Below are 20091 nucleotides of genomic sequence, written 5' to 3'. Positions count from 1 at the left end.
CACTCTCCCGCCTCCGGCATAATGGCGCGAGGCTTCTTGCGCAACGTCTGAGTGTCGGCTACCGCTCCCGGCCATGACGAAAGACGAGCAATTGGCCTTTGAGGCCGCACTTCTGGGGCGGGCGGCGGCGATCGAGGCCGGGCTCAGGCTGCTGCTCGACGGCCGCACGCTTGCCGGCGAGATCGCCCGACCGGAGCGTCTGATGGCGGCCATGCGCCATGGCGTGCTGAACGGCGGCAAGCGGCTGCGCCCCTTCCTGGTCATGGAAAGTGCCGCCCTTTTTGGCGCCGATGGCGAGGCGGCGATGCGCGTGGCGGCGGCGCTCGAATGCGTGCATTGCTATTCGCTGATCCATGACGATCTGCCTGCCATGGACGACGACGATCTGCGCCGCGGCCAGCCGACCGTGCACAAGGCCTTCGATGAAGCTACCGCCATACTTGCCGGCGATGCGCTTCTGACGCTTGCCTTCGATGTCCTCGCCGATGAGGCGACGGCGCTGCCGGCGGAGCGCAGGGCGGCGCTGGTGCTGGCGCTGGCGCGCGCGGCTGGCACCGGGGGCATGGTTGGCGGGCAGACGCTCGACCTCGAAGCCGAGCGCAACAGGCCGGACGAAGCCGGCATTATCCGGCTGCAGGCGATGAAAACCGGCGCGCTGATCCGCTTCGCCTGCGAAGCCGGCGCGATCATTGCCGGCGCCGCACCGCAGGACCGCGACCGGCTGGCCGAATTCGGCTCGGCGGTCGGGCTTGCCTTCCAGCTTGCCGACGACCTGCTCGACCTGACCGCCGATGCCAGCCAGATGGGCAAGGCGACCGGCAAGGACGCAGCCGCCGGCAAGGCGACGCTGGTGGCGCTGCATGGCGCGAACTGGGCGCGCAGCCAGCTCCATGGGCTGGTCAAGCAGGCCCATGAATTGCTCGAGCCTTACGGCGGACAGGCAGCCTTGCTGAAGGCAGCGGCAAGCTTCGTTGCAATCCGCAACAACTGAGGTTTGGGCGATCGGATGCCGAACCGTTTTCGGAATTTGTCGGCCTTGCGCTGCCTTGCTTTGGTGTCTCTCAAATGCCCCAAAGCAACTGGGCGCGCTATCTGACCTTGACGACGACCTTGCCCTTGGCGCGTCCTGTTTCGACGTAAGCCAGCGCCTCATTGGTCGCTTCAAAAGGAAAGACCCTGTCGACGACCGGGCGAATCGCCCCATCTTCGATGAGGGACGTGATTTTGCTCAGTTGCTCACCTTGCGCCGACATGAACAGGAACGAAAATCCCACGCCCCGGCGCTTGGCTTTGGTCCTGATACCACGGCTCAGCAGCCGCAGCAGCAGCCTTAGCACCACGTTCAGTCCCTGTTTCCTGGCAAATTCGGGATCCGGAGGACCGGAAATCGAGATGAGCTTCCCACCCGGTTTCAGCACAGTCAGGGATTTCTCAAGCGTCTTGGCGTCCTGGCTGTTCAGGACGACGTCGTAGCCCGACAGGATTTTCTCGAAGTCGTCCTTCCTGTAGTCGACGACGACATCGGCGCCGAGATCCCTGACCAGATCGTTGCTTGCCGCGCCCGCTGTTGTCGCAACGATCGCGCCGAGGTGCTTTGCCAACTGGATGGCGAATGTCCCCACGCCGCCGGAGCCAGCCTGGATGAAGATCTTCTGGCCTGTCTTCAGACCCGCCCTCTCGATGAGAGCCTGCCAGGCGGTCAGACCGACCAGCGGGATCGAGGCCGCCTCTTCCATGCTGAGGTTCGCCGGCTTCAGCGCCACGTCGGCTTCATCGATTGCGATGAATTCGGCGAATGTCCCGATCCGGCCGTCGCGCGGCCGCGCATAGACGGCGTCGCTGGGTTTGAATTTGCGGACTTTCGAGCCCACCCTGACAACCCTCCCGGCAACGTCGTGACCGAGGATGAAGGGCCGGCGATAGGGAAGGACGAGTTTGAATTCGCCGGTCCTGATTTTGGAATCCAGCAGGTTCACCCCGGCGGCATGGACCTCGACCAGGACGTCATTGTCCAGCAGCTCCGGCTCCGGCATCTCGGCCAGCCGCAAAATGCCTTTCTTGTTATATTTATCGACAACGAATGCCTTCATGGCAGTGACTTTCTGAGAGTGTCCGTTGGTGTGCCGTTTGTGTGTGAAATTCTCCGTCCCACCGTTGTTCAGACCGGCAGGCGGAACTGCTTGCGCAAGGTCTTGTCGAACATCCCCGCGGGGGCGAAGCGGCGCAGCAGGCTGACCTGGCGCGCTGCCTTCCCTGCGGTATAGCGCCGTCGCGGACGGGCGTCGGTCGCTGCCTTGACGACCACATCCGCCACCACTTCCGGCCGATCGGCTTTGGGCATCACATCGGCAAGCAGCGCCTTGAGACCGGCGCGCGCCTGATCGTAGTCCTTCAACAGGGAATCCGGCTCGATGCCGTTCTGGTCGAAGACGGTGCGCACGAATGCCGGCTCGATGACCGAGACGCGAATGTTGAAGGCGCGAACCTCATGATCGAGCGATTCCGAATAGCCCTCCAGCGCGTGCTTGACCGCCGAGTAGTGCGCTGAGTATGGCGCAGGCACCAATCCTAGAATCGAGCCGATGTTGACGATGCGCCCTTGGCCGCGGCGCCGCATCGACGGCAACACCGCATTGGTCATGCGCATGACGCCGAACAGATTGACGTCGAACAGAACCTGCACCTGTGCGACCGAAGATTCCTCGGCGCCGCCAAGCAGGCCGACACCGGCATTGTTCACCAGCAGATCGATACGACCGGTCTGGGCCAGCACGGTTGCAACGAGGGCGCTGACGGACTCCCCGTCGGTCACGTCGCAGGTCAGCATGGACACCTTAGCCGGGCCGTTGCCGGCCTTGCTGCGGCTTGTCCCGAAGACGGTATACCCCGCCCGCGCCAAGGCCTCGGCAGTGGCGCGGCCGATGCCCGAAGAGGCTCCGGTCACGACTGCGGTTCTTCCCGAAAGGGTACTCATTTGATACTCCACAGACATGAGGGCTAGCTTTTTGCCGTTGATTGAGTTATGATCGTAATATCACATTACACCTATAATGCAATAGCAGAAAGGAAGAGCGCCATGCGCTACGAAAAGGGCCGAAAGGAAGCCTCTCGCGATCGCATCGTCGAGGTCGCAGCCCAGCGTTTTCGCGGTGACGGCATCGCCGCGTCCGGACTGGCAGCCATCATGGGCGACGCCGGACTGACGAACGGAGCCTTCTATCCGCATTTCCAGTCCAAGGCGGAGCTTGTGCGTGAAAGCCTTGTAGCGGCACTGGAGAGCCAGTCGCAGCAACTGCAGGAGGTATTGGCAGCCGGTGGTCCGGAGATGGGCATAGCGGCGTATCTGTCAGCTGAGCACCGGGACAATCCGGGAGCCGGCTGCGCGTCGGCCGCCCTGTTGCCGGAACTCGCGCGTCAGCCGCCCGAAACGCGCCAAGTCTATACCGAACGCTTGCTGGTTCTGGTGCGCCAGTTGTCTGCAGTACTTCCGCAGACCAAGGACCCGGAAGCCGCCGCCCTGGGCGTTTTTGCGACCCTCATAGGCACGCTTCAGCTGGCCCGCGCGGCAGCGGGGACGGAATTGTCGGATCGCATCCTTGCGGCAGGAGCAGACGCCGCGCGCAGCCTGATCCAGCCACGTGAGGGCGAGAAGGCATCCATTTAGAGATAGAGCGGCAGCAGCAAAGAGCCTGACATCCTCATCATGGCGGGCCGCATTACAAGAAGGGTCGCTTTGCCTAAAGTCATCGGCCATTGCCAGCACGAGGCCATCTCAACCTGCATCAGGGAATGACCGCATAAGGGCCGGAAGCGACTGGCAGCTTCAAGGCTCGGAATCGGACGGCCACCGCGACGCAGTCCGTAAGGGGGGTAACTTGCGACGGAGGAATCGATTGGACGCCCGAAAATTGTGCTGATGAGGGAGGGATAACTCACTTCGCCAAGTTAGAGCGGCGTGTTTTCGCCCTTCCGTCACGCCTTGAGACGGAGTGCCTCCACAAGAAGAGCGAACGCTGCAGTGTGCTGGCGTCGGCTGGGATAATAGAGGTGATAGCCCGGGAAAGGTTGGCACCAGTCTTCCAGCACCCGGATCAGGCGTCCGTCTGCGACGAACGGAGCGACCTGGCTTTCAAATGTGTATGCTAGTCCGAGCCCGGCGAGGGCCGCAGCCTCCAGCATTTCCCCGTCATTGATAATGAGTGGGCCATTCATCCTGACTTCAAGTTCCTCACCGCGTTTTTCGAACTCCCAGGCAAAGAGCCCGCCGCCGGTCTTCTGACGGTAGCTGATGCCTTTGTGTTCCCCAAGTTCGCGCGGTGTCTTTGGAACCGTTCGGGTTGCAAAATACGACGGTGATCCAACTACCGCCATACGCAGGTCCGGGCCGATCCTTACTGCCACCATGTCCTTCTGGACCTGCTCGCCGATCCGGATACCGGCGTCGAATTTGCTTGCAACGATGTCAACCAGACCTTCGTCCAGGCTCAATTCCACTTCGATATCCGGATACTGCAGAAGGAGTTTGGCGATGACGGGCCACAGTACTGATTTGGCAGCATACCGGAATGTCGTCAGGCGAATGAGGCCAGTGGGCTTGTCGCGCAGGGCGGCGACGGCGGCGATCTCGCTTTCGATGTGATCGAAGGCCGGTCGCAGGCTTCGCAGCAAGCGCTCTCCAGCTACCGTCACGGACAGGCTGCGGGTGGTGCGTGAGATCAGCCGGACTCCCATGCGCTGTTCCAGCGTTCTGACAGCGTAACTGAGCGCCGACTGCGATAGACCAAGCTTTGCTGCGGCGCGTGTGAAGCTGCCCGCCTCTGCTACGGCGATGAAGACTGCCAGCTCGCTGAAATCTCCGCGCCTCATTTATCAATCCCATTTCTAACTTCATGCAGATTATAGAGGCTAATCGTATCGAGTCCTATTCCCTATGTCACCTGGCAGACAACGAAACGCTGAGACGGACGTGCCAAGCCAACGCGGCATAAACTGAAAGATACCGACCAGGAAGGATACGACTATGAGTAGAGTATGGATGATCACCGGCGCAGGGCGAGGCATGGGCCTCGACTTTGCCAAAGCGGCCCTGGCCATCGGCGATAAGGTCGTTGCGACCGGTCGTAACCCAGATCGGGTCGCCAAGGGGATCGGGCAGTCGGACAATCTTTTGGTCGTCACGTTGGACGTGACCAAGCCGGCCGACGCCGACGCCGCGGTGAAGGCAACCCTGGACCGCTTTGGTCGCCTCGACGTGATCGTCAACAATGCCGCGGGCTTCTATGCCGGCTATTTCGAGGACCTGACTCCGGCCCATATCGAACTTCAGCTCGCGTCCACCCTGACCGGCGCCATGAACGTCACCCGCGCAGTCCTGCCGGTCATGCGCGCGCAGGGTTCTGGCAAGGTCATTGCCATCTCATCGACGGCAGGCCTGGTCGGCTTTGAGTTCTGTTCTGCATACGCCGCGGCAAAGTTCGGCGTTGATGGCTGGATCGAGTCACTGCAAGCCGAGGTGGCGCCGTTCGGCATTGAAACGATGATCGTGAACCCCGGGTTTTTCCGCACGGAGCTGCTGACGGACGAATCCACTCAATATGCTCCGTCATTCGTCAGCGATTACAGCGAACGTCGCGCCCGGCAGATAACGGGTTGGAAAGCCGCGAACGGCCAGCAAGTCGGCGACCCCGCCAAACTCGCGCAGGCGTTGATCACTCTGGTCGACAAGCCGGAGCTGCCCCGTCGGTTCATCGCCGGTGCCGATGCTCTTGCAATGGTCAGGCAGAAACTCGCTCTGCTGCAGCAGCAGGTCGATGCCCATGAGGAGCTATCCGGCTCACTGGCCTTCGACAGCTGAACGTCGCATCCAGCACTGCCGTCGTCGCAGGTCTATTTATGAGCGCCATCGATAGGCTCATGCGAATTCTGGGGGCTAATCCGAATGTCGCGCCCGTGCTCTCCTGAGGGTTGACCGTTGGGCAACCGGCCAACGACCGAACTTCGGAATGGACGTTCCCTTTCCCACTGATGCCGCCAGGCGTCGTCGGTCCGATTAGCTTCGCGTCCTATATCCCGCCCGCCACTCGAGGAGACGACATGCCAGAGCCCCGACAGCTAGCCTTGGACATCAACAGCCGGCGCCACCAGTTCAATCTTGATGTACGCGTGACTCTGCTGGATGCACTACGCGAGCATGCCAACCTGCCCGGCACGAAAAAAGGCTGTGATCATGGGCAGTGCGGCGCCTGTACCGTCCACGTCGACGGCGAGCGGGTATTGAGCTGCCTGACGCTGGCGGCCCAGGTCGAAGGCCGTCAGGTCACGACGATCGAGGGCCTCCAGGCTGCCGACGGCGTGATGCACGCAGTCCAGACCGCGTTCATCGAGCACGATGCATTCCAGTGCGGCTATTGCACCCCCGGTCAGATCATGTCGGCCGTTGCATGCATTCGTGAGGGCCACGCCGATACGGACGAGGACATCCGCGAATACATGAGCGGCAACATCTGCCGGTGCGGCGCTTACCCCCATATCGTCGCCGCGGTGCGCGATGCCGCCAGCCGCCTGAAGAAGGAGGCAGCACTATGAGACCTTTCGAGTATCTCCGCGCCAAAGATGCCGCGACGGCCATTGCCGAGGCTGCCAAGCCGGAGACAAGATTTCTCGCCGGTGGGACCACGCTTGTTGACCTCATGAAGCTGAATGTCGAGCGTCCTGCGCGGGTGGTCGACATCACACGCCTTTCAGGCCTGGACACGATCCAGGTATCGGCGGATGCCATTCGCATCGGTACGCTCGCCAAGATGAGCAAGGTCGCCGACCACGCCGATATCAAGCAGGCTGCGCCGGTGCTTTCCGAAAGCCTGTGGCGCGCTGCCTCGGCACAGCTGCGCAACATGGCGTCCATCGGTGGAAACTTGATGCAGCGAACCCGTTGCACCTACTTCCGGGACCCGGGCGCTTATTCGAACTGCAACAAGCGCAATCCTGGTTCCGGATGCGCTGCCGTTGACGGCGTCAACCGCAACCACGCGGTGCTCGGCACGAGTGACGCGTGCATAGCAATCTACCCCGGAGATTTTGCGGTTTCCCTGGTGGCATTCGACGCCACGGTCATCATCCGGGGAGCTTCCGAACGCAAAATTCCCGCCGACGAATTCTTCCTGCTCCCTGGCGATACCGCACACCTTGAGCATAATCTGTCGCCCGGAGAGATGATCGTCGGGATCGAGATCCCGCGTTCGGCAGCCCTGGAACGCTCGCATTATCTCAAGGTCCGGGATCGCGCGTCGTACGAGTTCGCCGCGGCCAGCGCCGCTGTCGGAATCGAATTGGAAGCCGATGGCAAGACAATTCGCGAAGTACGCATTGCGGTCGGCGGCCTCGCCACCAAACCCTGGCGCCTGCGCGCCGTCGAAAATTTGCTCAAGGGAAAGACGCTCGACGAGGCGACGCTTCGTAGCGCCTCGTCAGCCGCCGACGACGGCGCGAAGTCGAGCGGACACAACGCATTCAAGATTGAACTGGCACCGAAGGTCGTGGCCCGCGCCCTGATGACGGTAGGAGGTATCGCATGACACATGGTAACGCGTTCGAACTCAACCGCCGCACCGTCTTGAAGCTCGGCGCCGGCGTAGCCGCTGTCGCTGGCGCCGCTGTCGATCTCTCGTCAAAAGCCGTTGCGGCTGAGACCGTCCCCGCCAAGGCGCCAGCTCTCGGTGCCAGGCTTTCCCGCGCCGAAGGCCCGTTGAAAGTAACCGGGCAGGTTCGCTATGCGATCGAGCAGAAGCTGGAGAACCTGGCCTATGGCGTTACCGTCCAATCGACGCGGCCGGCAGGGCGTATCGTCAGTATCGATACGTCGGCCGCCAAGGCTCTACCGGGTGTCCTGGATGTCTACACCGCGCAGAATTCCCTGAAGCTCAACAAGCCGACCGTCTACAGCAAGGGCGGCGGAGCGACCGAGGAATTTACCCCAATTCAAGACGATGTGGTCCGTTTCAACGGCATGCATATCGCGCTCGTGGTCGCAGAAACCTTTGAGCAGGCAACGGAAGCGGCAAGTCTTCTCAAGATCGAATATGAGGACGGCGACCCTATTCTCGACATCAACGATCCCAAGGCAAAAGTGCAGCCCATCGATGAGATGGGTGCCGCGTGGGGCGATGCGGCGACAGCGTTGGCCAATGCCGAGGTCAACCTAGACGTCACTTACACGACGTCACGCGAATACAATGTGCCGATGGAGCCGCATGCGTGCATCGCTTCCTGGGACAACGGGAAAATCACCGTCTGGGAGCCCAGCCAGTGGGTTGGCGGGGCACGGAGCGTCGTGTCGGAATGGCTCGGCATCGACATCGAGAATGTGCGGGTGATCTCGCCCTATGTCGGCGGTGGGTTCGGGTCCAAGATCGGAGCACATCCGCATGTGGGGCTGGCTTGCGCGGCCTCGCGGAAACTGGGCAGGCCGATCAAGGTTTCTCTCACGCGGCCGCAGACCTTTACCGGCCTTGGCGGCCGACCGGCGACACGGCAGACACTCTCAATCGGAGCCTCGAAGGACGGAAAGATAAGCTCGATCGTCCATGAGAGCTGGAACGAGACGGCGATTGACGAAGTCCATATCGAGGCTTGCAACAATGTGACGAAGATCATGTATGCGACGCCGAACTTTTCTTCACGTCTCAACGTCGTCCCGGTCAATACGGTCCAGCCCGGCTGGAAACGGGGCCCCGGCGAAAACCCCAGTGCCTATGCTGTGGAAAGCGCGATCGACGAGCTGGCGTACGCGCTCAGCATGGATCCGGTCACGCTGCGCCTTGCCAACTGGGCGGAGACGGATCCCAGCAATGGGATGAAGTGGAGCACTCGACAGTTACGCGAAGCCTATGCCGTGGGCGCGGAAGCCTTCGGCTGGTGGAACCGGAACCCGGCCCCTCGCTCGATGCGCGAAGGCCGCGAGTTGATCGGTTATGGAATGGCCGCCGGGTCATACCCCATGATCCGTACCGCGAGCGAAGCCAAGATCGTACTCCATGCCAGTGGACAGATCGAAGTCCTCAGCGCGGGCACCGACATGGGAACGGGGACCTATACCATTCTCGCCCAGACAGCGGCTGACGCTCTGGGCGTTCCTGTTGAGACAGTCGCGGTGCGGCTGGGTGATACCCTCCTCCCCAGATCGGCGCTCGCTGGCGGCTCCCAGCAGGCCAACAACCTGACGGGAGCGGTGGACAAGGCGACCAGGAATGCACGGGACGCCTTGCTGGCGCTTGCCGCATCGGATCCGAAGTCGCCACTGGCAGCCTCGAAGGCGAGTGACCTTACGTTCGAAAACGGCTCGGTGCGACCGACCCGACGGCCGAACGGCGGTCTCAGCATCGCGGAACTGTTGAAGGCAGTGGGCAAAGACAAACTGGAAATCGAGGGTAACACCTTTGCTCCCGGCGCCACCGAGGAGATGAAGAACGGAGCTGACCGCAGTTTCGCCCAGTTGAAGGGCGCTGTGGAAGGAGGCGTCTCGGCCCATAGCTGGTGTGCGCATTTCGTGGAAGTTCGGATCGATGAGGATTTTGGCACGATCCGCGTCAAGCGCATGGTCTCGGCATTCGATAGCGGCAGGATCTTCAATCCGAAGCTTGCGGAAAGCCAGTGGATCGGCGGTATGGTCATGGGTCTCGGGCAGGCTCTCCTGGAAGAAGGTTACGTCGACCAGCGAGACGGGCGCACCATCAACGCGAATTTTGCCGACTATGCCGTCCCGGTTAACGCCGATGTGCCCGACATCCAGGTGATTTCGGTTGGAATTCCGGACATGCAGGCAACCGCTCTTGGCGGCAAAGGCGTCGGCGAGATCGGTGTCGTAGGGGTCGCACCTGCGATCGGCAATGCCGTCTTCCACGCGACCGGCAAACGCATTCGAAGCCTTCCGATCACGCTGGAAAAGCTCGTTTGAGTTCGGTCGATGCGCCCTGGTGACCCTCAGGCTCGCAAATAGGCGAGCATGCAAAAACAACGATTCTAAACCCAAGGCAAAACTGGGTCGCTAATCCCTGGTCGCCGCCTGTTGTAACGTCACCAAGCAACGCCGGGAAAGTGTGCAACGGTTTTCCCGGCGCGTTCAATCGTCTTTGATCAGCACGATCTTCGCCGGATCGAAATCGATCCCGACCATCGTCCCTTCCGCCACGGCGGGTGTGACATCAGGCGATGTCGCGAACAGTTCGACCGCCGGATCGCTGATCGCGATGCGGTATTCCATGTGGTCGCCGAGATACGAGCTCTTGACCACCCGGCCCTTCATGGTGCCCGCTGGCTGGCCGGGCAAGATGCGCACGGCATTCGGGCGCACAGCGAGCATCGCCGGCCCCGGAGCGTTACCGCGACCCGGCATGTCGAGCAGCAAGGGTCCGACCTTGACCCTTGCACTGGTCGCATTGCTGGAAAGCACCTCGACGTCGAGCAGATTGGCGTCGCCCATGAAGTCGGCGATGAAGCGGTTGGTCGGCTCGTTGTAGAGGTCGCGCGGCGTGCCGTCCTGGGCGACGCGAGCGGCGTTCATGACGATGATGCGGTCGGAGACGGCGAGCGCCTCTTCCTGGTCATGCGTGACATAGACCATGGTCAGCGCCAGATCTTGCTGGAGACCCCGGATTTCGTCGCGCACGCGCCGGCGCAGCTTGGCGTCGAGATTGGACAGCGGCTCGTCGAACAGCAGCACCTTCGGCTCCAGTACGATGGCTCGCGCCACCGCGACGCGCTGCTGCTGGCCGCCGGACAATTCGCTCGGCTGGCGCTTCTCGTAGCCGGACAGGCCGACAAGCGACAGCTTTTCGGCGGCGCGCTCGGCTGCCTGCGCCTTGCCAAGCCCCATAGCCCGCAAGCCGTAGCTGACATTCTCCATCACGTTCATGTGCGGGAACAGCGCATAGGACTGGAACACCATGGAGACATCTCGCTCGGCGGCGGACAGCAAGGTGACATCCTTGTCGTCGATCAGGATGCGCCCGGTGCTGGTCTGTTCCAGCCCGGCGATCAGCCTGAGCGTCGTGGTCTTGCCGCAACCCGAGGGCCCGAGCAGCGTCACCAGGCTGGCCGCCGCGATGTCGAAGCTGACATTGTCGACGGCGATCACCGCGCCGTATTTCTTGGTGACGCCCTCGAACCGCACGGCCGGCCTGTCCGTGACAACCGGGGCAGCATTCTTCGCCGTCTGATCCACGCCGCTTCTCCCCATCAGATTGCCGCCACGACGGCTTCCGGACCCGCACGGCGCCGGCCGAGCCGGCGTTCGCCGACCAGCAGCTGGATGCCGATGAGGATGACCATCATGACGACGATCATCACCGCCGAATAGACAATCGCGATGCCGTATTCGCCGACATCTGCGCGCCCGACAATGTAGACCGTGGCAAGGTTGAACCGGCCGCTCGCCAGGAAGATGACGGCGCTGACCGCCGTCACCGCGCGCACGAAACTGTAGATCATCGCGGTCACGATCGCCGGCTTCAGGATCGGCAGGATCACCCGCACCAAGGTAGCAAAAGACCGCGCCCCAAGCGTCAGCGATGCCTCGTCCAGGCTCTTGTCGATCTGGCCCAGATTGGCGAGCCCGGCACGGATCGCCACCGGCATGTTACGGAAGATGAAGGAGATGACGATGATCAGCCCGGTGCCGGTCAATTGCACCGGCGGCACGTTGAAGGCAAGGATATAGCTGACGCCGATCACCGTGCCGGGAATCGCAAAGCTCATCATCGCCAGGAATTCGAACATGGTGCGCCCGGCGAAACGCTGCCGGTCGAGCAGATAGGCCGTCAGCATGCCGAGCGCCGCGGTGAACGGCATCGCCACCAGCGCCAGGCCGATGGTCATCAGCAGCGACGGCCAGGCCGAGCCGCTGAAAAACCAGCCATTGACGCCTTTCTCGATCGAAAAGGCGGTGAGGAAATATTCGAGCGTCGGCGTGTTGTCGCGCCCGATCGATTGCACGAAACCGCCGCCCAGGATGATGCCGTAGACCACGATGGTCAGAACCAGCCACGGAACGACGGCGGCGTAGCAGCCGATCCGCAAGGCCTTGGGCAGCGTCGCCGGTACACCGCCATCGCCCTTGCCTGCGACGGTGACGTAGCTGCGGCTGCCGATCCAGCGGCGCTGGATGACGAAGGCTGCCAGCGTGAACATCAACAGCACGATCGCCAGCACCGCCGCGCGGCCCTGGTCGTGCGCCGCACCGACCACTGCAAAGAAGATGTCGGTCGACAGCACGTTGAAGTTTCCGCCCAGCACCAGCGGATTGGCGAAATCGGCCATGCTCTCGATAAACGAAATCAGGAAGGCGCTGGCCAGCCCCGGCCGGATCAACGGCCAGGTGACGGTGCGAAACGTGCGCCAGCGGCTGGCGCGCAGGGTTTGTGATGCTTCCTCCATGCTTGGGCTGACCCCTTGCAGCACGCCGACCAGAACCAGGAAGGCGATCGGCGTGAAGGCCAGCACCTGCGCGATGGTGATGCCGGCCATGCCATAGATCCAGCGGCTGCGCGGAATGCCGAGATGCACCGACATGAGGTTGGTGACGATGCCGGCGCGGCCGAAAAGCAGGATCAGCGCCAGGCCGATGACGAAGGGCGGCGTGATGATCGGCAGGATGGACAGGCCGCGCAGCAGCCATTTGGCCGGCAGCTTGGTGCGAAGCGCAATCAGCGCCAGAGCCAGCCCAAGCGCCGTGCAGAAAAAGCCGACGAGGACTGCGATCGCCACCGTGTTCCACGCCACGCCGCAGGAGCCCTCGCCATAGAGGCAGCGCAGGCTCCATATGTTGGCGCTGAAGATCTTTTCGACGAACAGCGCCGGCACGACATTGCCGTCATTGTCCTTGATGGCCGAGGTGAGGATCGACAGCAGCGGATAGGCGACGAACAGGATCAGCGAAGCAATCACGATTGAGAGCGAGCCGACGACGAAGCGGTCGCCCTTGCACCAGCCGCGCGCGGCGAGCGCCTCGGCGATGAACATCAGCATCGCCACGGCATAGAGCGCCGCACCCCAGCCGAGCCCCGGCTGTATCGGTCCCGGCGTGCCGGCGATCTGGGTAAGTAAGCCAAATCCCCAGCCCGAATGGATGATGGAAAAGCCTTCGATGGCCAGCCACAGCAGGCCCGCCGCGCCTGCAACCGCCAGGCTCTTGGGGTTGTTGCGCCCCACCAGCCAGCTCGCCAGCAGAAGCGGCAGGACAAGCGGCAACAGCCAGGGCCGGCCACCGAGCGCCAGCATGATGGCCGGCGTCGCATCCGCCGGCTGTGCCAGCCAGTCGAACGACAGGAAGCCGCCTTCGACCTTGTACCAAGGCAAGAGAACGAAGCTCGCCCACGCGGCCATTACCCAGGCGAGCGCGCTGCGTCCAGGAGCGGAACTGACCATGGAACCGGCCGCGGCCATTCAATGTCTTTCTGTGCCAAGGATGGTGCGCCGGCTGCCGCGAGGGGCAGCCGGCGATCAGATGCTAGAGTGAGCGCGAAAGAACGCGCTCAGCCGCCATTGCGGACCTCGTCGGTGAACTTCTTCAACAGCCGCTTGCGTTCGGCCGACGAGCCGTATTTGGCGAAGTCGTAGTCGATCAGCTTGATCTTCGAGAGGTCCGGCGCCTCGGGCGGCACCGGCGTGGCGGTGTTCGACGGGATCTGGAAGCTGCCGTTCGGCGCCGCGAGCTTCTGCGCATCCGGGCTCAGCGCCCAGTCGTAGAATTTCTGCGCCTCTTCGACATGCTTGGCGCCCGTCACGATGCTCATCGAGCCGATCTCGAAGCCGGTGCCCTCGCAAGGCGAAACCACCTTCACCGCCGGGTTCTGCTTGGCCGCGTTGATGACGTCGTGCTGGAAGGAGATGCCGATCAGCGTCTCGCCCTTGCCGACGGCGAGTGCCGGCGCGGCCCCTGCCTTGGTGTATTCGGCGATGTTCTTGTTGAGCTGCTTGAGATAGTCGAATGCCTTGTCCTCGCCCATCAGCTGGACGATCGTGGCAAGCATGGTCCAGGCCGTGCCCGATGAATTCGGGTCGGCCATCTCGATCTCGCCCTGGAATTCCGGCTTGACCAGATCGGCCCAGCACGCCGGCGCGGTCAGCCCGCGCTGCTTCAGATCTTCCTCATTATAGCCGTAACCGAGCGCACCGAGATAAATGCCGACCGTGCGGTTCTTCGACCTGTCGGCCTGCTTCAGCGCCCAGTCGCGCAAGTTTGCCAGTTGCGGCGACTTGTATTCCTGGGTGAGGCCCTCTTCCGCCGCCTGCAGATGCGGGTCGCCGGTGCCGCCCCACCAGATATCGGCTTGCGGATTGTCCTTCTCGGCCCGGAGGCGGGCGTAGATTTCGCCGGCGCTCATGCGGGTCATGTCGACGCTGACGCCCGTCTCCTTCTGGTAGGTGGTCGCCATCGCCCGGCACCAGGCCTCGTCGACGGCGCAATACATTGTGAGGCTGCGGTCGGCCGCCTGGGCGGCACCCGCCAATCCGAACATGGCCAGCGCCGCGCCAAGGCCAAGCCAGGCGGCGCGCAAGCCTTGCTTACTGTCAAATGTCTTCATCGATATTCCTCCCTGTCTTCTCACTGGAAACGATCTACCCGTCGTCGAGCGGCACTCCGATCACCTGGGACAATGTCGCCGCAACGCCGGGTGCTGCCGCTAGCACGGGATTGCCCTTCGCCATGCCGTCGCCGTCGAGGAACCGGTTCACACGGCCGCCGGCCTCCTCCACCAGCAGCAATCCGGCCAGGCAGTCCCACGAATTGATGTGCAGCTCGGCATAGGCATCCGAGCGGCCGTCGGCCACATAGGCCAGCCCAAGCGCTCCGGAGCCGGAGCGCCGCACATTGGCGCCGAGTGCCCAGACAAGGCTCACCTTGTCCAGATAGTCGCGATTGGGAATCCTGGGCGACCAGCCGAACTCGACAAAGGCGCGGTCGAACGCTTGCGTCGGCGACACATGGATCGGCGCGCCATTGCGCGTCGCGCCTTGCCCGCGACGGGCAAAGTACGTTTCGCCGACGGCCGGATTGGCAATGCCGCCGATCTCGCTGCGGCCGTCCTCGACGAAAGCTATCGAAATGCAGAAATGCGGAATACCGCGCATGAAATTGGCGGTGCCGTCGATCGGGTCGACGACCCACATGCGGGCAGAGCCGATGCCGCCGCCTTCCTCGCCCAAAAACCCGTCCTGCGGAAAAGCCTCTGCGAGCGTCGCGCGGATGTGCTCCTCGACCTTGCCGTCGGTTTCAGTGAGAAAATCCTGCGGGCCTTTCATCGCCACCGGCTGGACGGCGCCCTGCCGGGCATAGCCTTCCATCGCCAGTTGCCCGGCCGTGACAAGCAGTTTCCGGCAGACCTCGGCACGCCTGTCCATCTCGGCCTCGGACAGCCGGTCCGCCTTCGGATGCGCCGCCGCCCTGCTCATGCAGCCGGTCCGGACAATCGCGCCCTCAATGCCGTCTTCGGCGAAATGGACAGGGTATTCCTCCGATGCCACTCTTGAGCCGGCTTGTATTGCACGGCTGTGCAAAGCTGTTGCATTCGGCCATGCCTGTCAAGTGCGGTGGGTGGCAATGGCAGAAGAGTTGCATTACATTGCACTGGCGTGCAAAGAATCACGAAAACAGCAGCGAGAGCGTTCGCTTGACGGTTCCGAGAATCCGCACCGGTTTTTCCAGCGCCCAGCAGGTTGCCGACCTCGCCGGGGTTTCGCGCTCGGCCGTGTCACGTACCTTCACGCCCGGCGCTTCCGTTTCCGGGGAAACCCGCGAGCGGGTGATGCTGGCGGCCGAGCAACTCGGCTATCACGTCAACCATCTGGCTCGCGGCCTGATGCGGGCCTCGACCGGCATTGTCTGCCTCATCGTTGCCGATGGCGACACGCCCTATCATGCCCGCCTGCAGAAGGCGCTGACCCAACATCTGCGGGACGCCGGCAAAATGGCCATGGTGTTCAACACCTCCGGCCCCAGCCACCATGTCGACCAGGCGCTGCGCAACACGCTGAACTATCGCGCCGATGCGAGCATCGTTCTGTCCGGCTCGCCGCCGCAGTTGCTGATCCGCACCTGTCTTGAGAACGGCCAGCGGCTGGTGCTGATCAATCGCGATGACCGCTTCGACGGCCCGCACAATATCGGTGTCGACAATGCTGCAGCCGCAGAGGCAGCGCTGCATGCCTTCATCCGGGCCGGCTGTACCCGCCCCGCTTTGGTGACCTCGGCTGCCGGCACGCCCAGCCTGCTCTCCCGCGAAACCGCCTTCCTTACCGCCGCGCAGAAGGAAGGGCTGGAGGTGACCGTGTGGCGCGAGGGCCGCACCGGCTATGCCACCGGAGCCGATGGCGCTAGGCGACTCTTTTCCGGCCGGCAGCGGCCGGATGCGGCGTTCTGCGTGACCGACCTGATTGCGTGCGGCTTTCTCGATGCGGCCCGCCACGAGTTCGGCATCAACGTACCCCGCGATCTCTGCGTCATCGGCTTTGACGACATTGAACAGGCCGACTGGGCCTCTTACCGGCTGACGACGTTCTCGCCGCCGATCGAGGAGATCGCCAGGCGCGCCGTGCGGCTCGCGACCGGCGCGCGGGAGGAGGCTGGCAGCCGCCTGATCTGCCATGCGCCCATGGTCTGGCGCAGCACGGTGAGGCCGGGCCAGGGCTGATGCGAAACATGTGTCGGTCAAAACGGGAAACGTACTGATGTCCAAGAAAAAGGCCAGGAAGACCCGCCAGGCGGCAAGACCGGTGGAGATAGCTGTAGGCCCCGAAATCCGGAGCATGATGCGCAAGTTCGGCCTGACCGAGGAAGAAGCACTGCGCATGATGCGCGAATGCGATGCCACCCTCTATGGCGCCAACTCCGGGCACGTGCAGCCAGGATCTTGACGGCCCGCCAGGCGCGAACGGAATTTTAATGTAAATCAAGCGTAATCCCGACCGTTAAAATGATGCGTATGTGTTGGGGTTGCGCATGCCGGAATATTCTTTCTTCATCCGCTCGATCCGGATCCGCTACATCTCGGGATTGCTCATCTTTGCGCTGGCTTCCACTGCGGTGATGTTTGCGCTCAATCGCGTCAATTCCTTCCGCCACGACATCGACGCGCTGAGCAGCAATCTCGTCGTCTTCACCCGCGACCTGCGCAACGCCTCCAGCTTTGCCGAAACCGCCAGCACGACCTGGCGCACCGAAACCCGTGACGGCCTTGCCGCCGCCGCGCGCGGCCATTCGCAACGCCTGACCAGCGAGATCGAAACACTGTCCGCGGAGTTGGCCGCGATCAAGCCGAGCCTGTCGGCCAAAACGCTGGACGAACTCTCGTCGGCCGCCGTCAACGGCGACCTGTTCTGGTCGTCGCGCGACATCGTGCGCAACTTCAACCTGATGTCAGCGGCGCAACAGACCGACGAATGGAGTTCGCGCGAAATCCTCAACCAGAACGACCTGTTCGTCCAGCCGATGCTGGTGCGTGTGCGTACCGCCATGGATGGCGAACGCCATCTGGCCGACGCCTCCAGCGACAGGCTGCTGTTGTGGGCAAGCGGCCTTCTGTTCGCGGTTCTTGCCATCGTTGCCCTCTGGATCTTCCGGCCGATGGAAAAGGCGATCCGCCGCGCCTTCACCGAATCCGCCGCATCCTTGTTCAAGGCCGAAGCGGCCGACCGCGCCAAATCGGAATTCCTGGCCAATATGAGCCATGAGATCCGCACGCCGATGAATGGCGTGCTGGGCATGGCCGAACTGCTCGCCAAGACCGAGCTTAACGCGCGCCAGAAGACCTTCACCGAAGTCATCGTCAAGTCCGGCAATGCGCTGCTCACCATCATCAACGACATCCTCGATTTCTCCAAGATCAATGCCGGTCAGCTGACGCTCGATCCTGCACCCTTCCGGCTTGCCGAAGCGGTCGAGGACGTGGCCACACTGGTGTCGGCGCGCGTCGCCGAAAAGAACCTCGAGCTGATCGTGCGCGTCGACCCGCGCCTGCCTGCCCATGTCGTCGGCGATGCCGGACGGTTCCGTCAGATCGTCACCAATCTGCTCGGCAATGCGGTGAAGTTCACCGAGAAGGGCCATGTGCTGATCGATGTCGGCGGCGAGGTGGTCGACGGCATGGTCCAGCTCAAGGTCCGCGTCGAGGACACAGGCATCGGCATTCCTGCCGAGAAGCTCGAGAACGTGTTCGAGAAATTCGCGCAGGTCGACGGCTCGTCGACGCGCCGCCATGAAGGCACCGGCCTCGGCCTTGCCATCGCCGCCCGCCTCATCGACCTGATGGGCGGCAAGATCGGCGTCGAAAGCGAGATCGGCCGCGGCTCGGTGTTCTGGTTCGCCGTGCCGCTGCCGGCGCATCAGCAGGACACGCGCAACGAGATCGTGCCGGTCGATGTCACCGGCGCCCGCGTGCTGGTCATCGACGACAACCCGGTCAACCGCGAGATCTTGCTGGAGCAGCTCAGAAGCTGGAGCTTCGACTGCGCGGCCGCCGAAAGCGGCGCCGTCGGCCTCGCCTTTCTAGACCGGGCCAGCCAACTCGGTGCTGCGGTCGACTGCATCATCCTCGACTACCAGATGCCCGGCATGAACGGCGCCGATGTCGCCAAGGCGATTTCCGCCGACAGCCGTCTCTCCGCCATCCCGGTGGTGCTGCTGACCTCCGTCGACCAGGTCGATTTCGGCAAGATGGTCATCGATTTCGGCATCGCCGCGCATCTCACCAAGCCGGCGCGCTCGGCCATCCTGCTCGGCACCGTCATCTCGGCCATCCAGAAAGCGCGGGCCCAGATCGGCAAGGCCCAGTTCGTTCGCGAGCCTGTCGTTCCGCAGGCGGCACCCGTGACGCCACCCGCCTTCACCGTCATTCGCGGCCCGGCAATTCCGGCGGCCACAGTGCCTGAATCGATCGCCACGCCATACGGCCCGATCGATATTCTGATCGCCGAGGACAATGACGTGAACCAGCTGGTGTTCGGCCAGATCCTCAATGGGCTTGGCCTCAGCTACCGCATCGCCAGCAATGGCCGCACGGCCGTCGAGATGTACCGGGCGCTGCGGCCGAAGCTGATCCTCATGGACGTCTCCATGCCGGAGATGAACGGCTACGAGGCGACCCGCGCCATCCGGGCGGCGGAGGCAGCGAGTGGCAATCACACACCAATCATCGGCGTCACCGCGCACGCACTGAAGGGCGACCGCGACAAATGTATCGAGTCCGGCATGGACGACTATTTGCCCAAGCCGGTGTCGCCCGACCGCCTCGGCAGCAAGATCGGCACATGGCTCAGCGAAACGGTCGCGGTAAAGAGGGCTTGATCAAATCGTCCAGATGATAGCGGCGCATCCAGTCGAGGCTGATTTCATCCGAGAGCTTGGCGACGCCCGGCTTTACGTCGGCGGCATTCGGCGCCGGAACGCCCAGGGCCTTGCAGATGGATGCCAATGCCGCTGCCGGATCGGCTGACAGGCGCTTATAGCCGATTCGCAGCGGGACGATCCCCTGCTCCGCGAACCAGACGTTCCAGGCCGCGTCATAGGCTTCGAGTTCGGCAAGCTCGCGCTGGATCCGCTTGAAATCGTAGCGGGGTTCCTGCGACGGTGCGACCCGTTCGATCTCGGTTCCGTCCGGCGCGATGTGCCAAAGCCCGGTTTGCTCGGCCTTGATCAGCGACACCGCCTGCGCCAGCTTGTTTTCGCGCGAAAGATGGATGTAGAGGACCCGCCCGATGGCCTTTTCAAAGCGTGCTTTGTCCGATGGCAGGTCTGGGTAGATCCGGTCGAGGATGGCCGAGAGTTCACCCAGGTTCTCCCGCATCAGGCGCAAGCCGAAGACGGCTGTTCCGCCCTTTCCCGCGCTGATTGCCGCCTTGAGGTAGGCGACATCGAAGTCATGCGAGCTCATCGTATCGGGATGCGGCAATTTCCACTCTTCTGCCCATTCCGCCTTGTCCTGCCGCCGGTAGAACGAGTGCGGATCGCCGGCTGTTTTCGTCGAGGCCAGAAGGCCGCACAGCAAGGTGCTTCCGGTTCTCGGCGTGCCGCAGATTATGTAGCCGTCACGCATCTCGGGG

At 62.9% G+C, this 20091-nt stretch carries 17 protein-coding genes; 9 read left to right on the top strand and 8 right to left on the bottom strand.

All coding sequences use genetic code 11. The annotated features are described in order from the left end of the window. Positions 1-73 precede the first annotated feature (73 nt). Positions 74-991 (top strand): polyprenyl synthetase family protein, encoded by a 918-nt coding sequence (locus NKI10_RS09445; protein WP_023693656.1) that lies wholly within the window; start codon positions 74-76, stop codon positions 989-991. A gap of 97 nt (positions 992-1088) precedes the next feature. On the opposite strand, the gene NKI10_RS09440 is transcribed toward NKI10_RS09445, so the two are convergent. Continuing rightward, a complete protein-coding gene (locus NKI10_RS09440; RefSeq protein ID WP_023702756.1) occupies positions 1089-2090 on the bottom strand; it encodes an NADP-dependent oxidoreductase in 1002 nt (333 codons plus the stop codon). Positions 2091-2158: 68 nt separating this feature from the next. Beyond that, positions 2159-2974: an oxidoreductase gene (locus NKI10_RS09435; RefSeq protein ID WP_023715037.1), complete on the bottom strand. Its 816-nt coding sequence runs from the start codon at positions 2972-2974 to the stop codon at positions 2159-2161. Positions 2975-3076: 102 nt separating this feature from the next. On the opposite strand from NKI10_RS09435, the gene NKI10_RS09430 reads away from it, so the two are divergent. Next, complete coding sequence (locus NKI10_RS09430) at positions 3077-3664, top strand: TetR/AcrR family transcriptional regulator (RefSeq protein ID WP_352859636.1); 588 nt, start codon at positions 3077-3079, stop codon at positions 3662-3664. Positions 3665-3972: 308 nt separating this feature from the next. On the opposite strand, the gene NKI10_RS09425 is transcribed toward NKI10_RS09430, so the two are convergent. Continuing rightward, the gene (locus NKI10_RS09425) at positions 3973-4866 is read right to left on the bottom strand and encodes a LysR family transcriptional regulator (protein ID WP_352859634.1); all 894 of its coding nucleotides are present in this window, start codon (positions 4864-4866) and stop codon (positions 3973-3975) included. 154 nt (positions 4867-5020) lie between these two features. On the opposite strand from NKI10_RS09425, the gene NKI10_RS09420 reads away from it, so the two are divergent. The 4 genes from NKI10_RS09420 to NKI10_RS09405 all read left to right on the top strand — a co-directional run bounded on the left by NKI10_RS09420 (position 5021) and on the right by NKI10_RS09405 (position 9952). Next, a complete protein-coding gene (locus tag NKI10_RS09420) occupies positions 5021-5854 on the top strand; it encodes an SDR family oxidoreductase (protein ID WP_023832021.1) in 834 nt (277 codons plus the stop codon). A 239-nt stretch (positions 5855-6093) separates the two neighbouring features. Continuing rightward, positions 6094-6585 (top strand): (2Fe-2S)-binding protein, encoded by a 492-nt coding sequence (locus NKI10_RS09415; protein ID WP_023730815.1) that lies wholly within the window; start codon positions 6094-6096, stop codon positions 6583-6585. Continuing rightward, positions 6582-7574 carry an FAD binding domain-containing protein gene (locus tag NKI10_RS09410; RefSeq protein ID WP_352859632.1) on the top strand — a complete coding sequence of 331 codons (993 nt, stop codon included), beginning with the start codon at positions 6582-6584 and terminating at the stop codon, positions 7572-7574. Before NKI10_RS09415 ends, NKI10_RS09410 begins: the two co-directional genes overlap by 4 nt. After that, positions 7571-9952, top strand: coding sequence for a xanthine dehydrogenase family protein molybdopterin-binding subunit (locus NKI10_RS09405; protein WP_352859630.1), 2382 nt, complete (start codon positions 7571-7573; stop codon positions 9950-9952). Before NKI10_RS09410 ends, NKI10_RS09405 begins: the two co-directional genes overlap by 4 nt. 165 nt (positions 9953-10117) lie before the next feature. Here the strand turns inward: NKI10_RS09405 and NKI10_RS09400 are convergent, their stop codons facing one another. The 4 genes from NKI10_RS09400 to NKI10_RS09385 form a co-directional block, all read right to left on the bottom strand. Next, complete coding sequence (locus NKI10_RS09400; RefSeq protein ID WP_352859628.1) at positions 10118-11218, bottom strand: ABC transporter ATP-binding protein; 1101 nt, start codon at positions 11216-11218, stop codon at positions 10118-10120. Between the two features lie 14 nt (positions 11219-11232). Continuing rightward, a complete protein-coding gene (locus NKI10_RS09395) occupies positions 11233-13437 on the bottom strand; it encodes an ABC transporter permease (RefSeq protein WP_352859627.1) in 2205 nt (734 codons plus the stop codon). 89 nt (positions 13438-13526) lie between these two features. Continuing rightward, positions 13527-14552, bottom strand: coding sequence for an ABC transporter substrate-binding protein (locus tag NKI10_RS09390; protein ID WP_023752887.1), 1026 nt, complete (start codon positions 14550-14552; stop codon positions 13527-13529). A gap of 61 nt (positions 14553-14613) precedes the next feature. Next, on the bottom strand, positions 14614-15447 hold the full coding sequence (locus NKI10_RS09385) for an inositol monophosphatase family protein (protein WP_050591319.1): 834 nt from the start codon (positions 15445-15447) through the stop codon (positions 14614-14616). A 218-nt stretch (positions 15448-15665) separates the two neighbouring features. Here NKI10_RS09385 and NKI10_RS09380 point away from each other — a divergent pair, with 218 nt between their 5' ends. The 3 genes from NKI10_RS09380 (at position 15666) to NKI10_RS09370 (ending at position 19336) form a co-directional block, all read left to right on the top strand. Then, on the top strand, positions 15666-16685 hold the full coding sequence (locus tag NKI10_RS09380) for a LacI family DNA-binding transcriptional regulator (RefSeq protein WP_031195645.1): 1020 nt from the start codon (positions 15666-15668) through the stop codon (positions 16683-16685). Between the two features lie 37 nt (positions 16686-16722). Beyond that, positions 16723-16908, top strand: coding sequence for a hypothetical protein (locus tag NKI10_RS09375; protein WP_023684018.1), 186 nt, complete (start codon positions 16723-16725; stop codon positions 16906-16908). A gap of 85 nt (positions 16909-16993) precedes the next feature. After that, on the top strand, positions 16994-19336 hold the full coding sequence (locus tag NKI10_RS09370) for a response regulator (RefSeq protein WP_352859624.1): 2343 nt from the start codon (positions 16994-16996) through the stop codon (positions 19334-19336). Here NKI10_RS09370 and NKI10_RS09365 read toward each other — a convergent pair. Continuing rightward, the gene (locus NKI10_RS09365; RefSeq protein ID WP_352859622.1) at positions 19305-20084 is read right to left on the bottom strand and encodes a Stf0 family sulfotransferase; all 780 of its coding nucleotides are present in this window, start codon (positions 20082-20084) and stop codon (positions 19305-19307) included. The two genes, NKI10_RS09370 and NKI10_RS09365, sit on opposite strands and share 32 nt — an antisense overlap. Positions 20085-20091 lie beyond the last annotated feature (7 nt).

Source organism: Mesorhizobium sp. M0802 (assembly GCF_040320115.1).
Lineage (GTDB): Bacteria > Pseudomonadota > Alphaproteobacteria > Rhizobiales > Rhizobiaceae > Mesorhizobium.
This window is presented reverse-complemented; position numbering and strand designations above follow the sequence as displayed.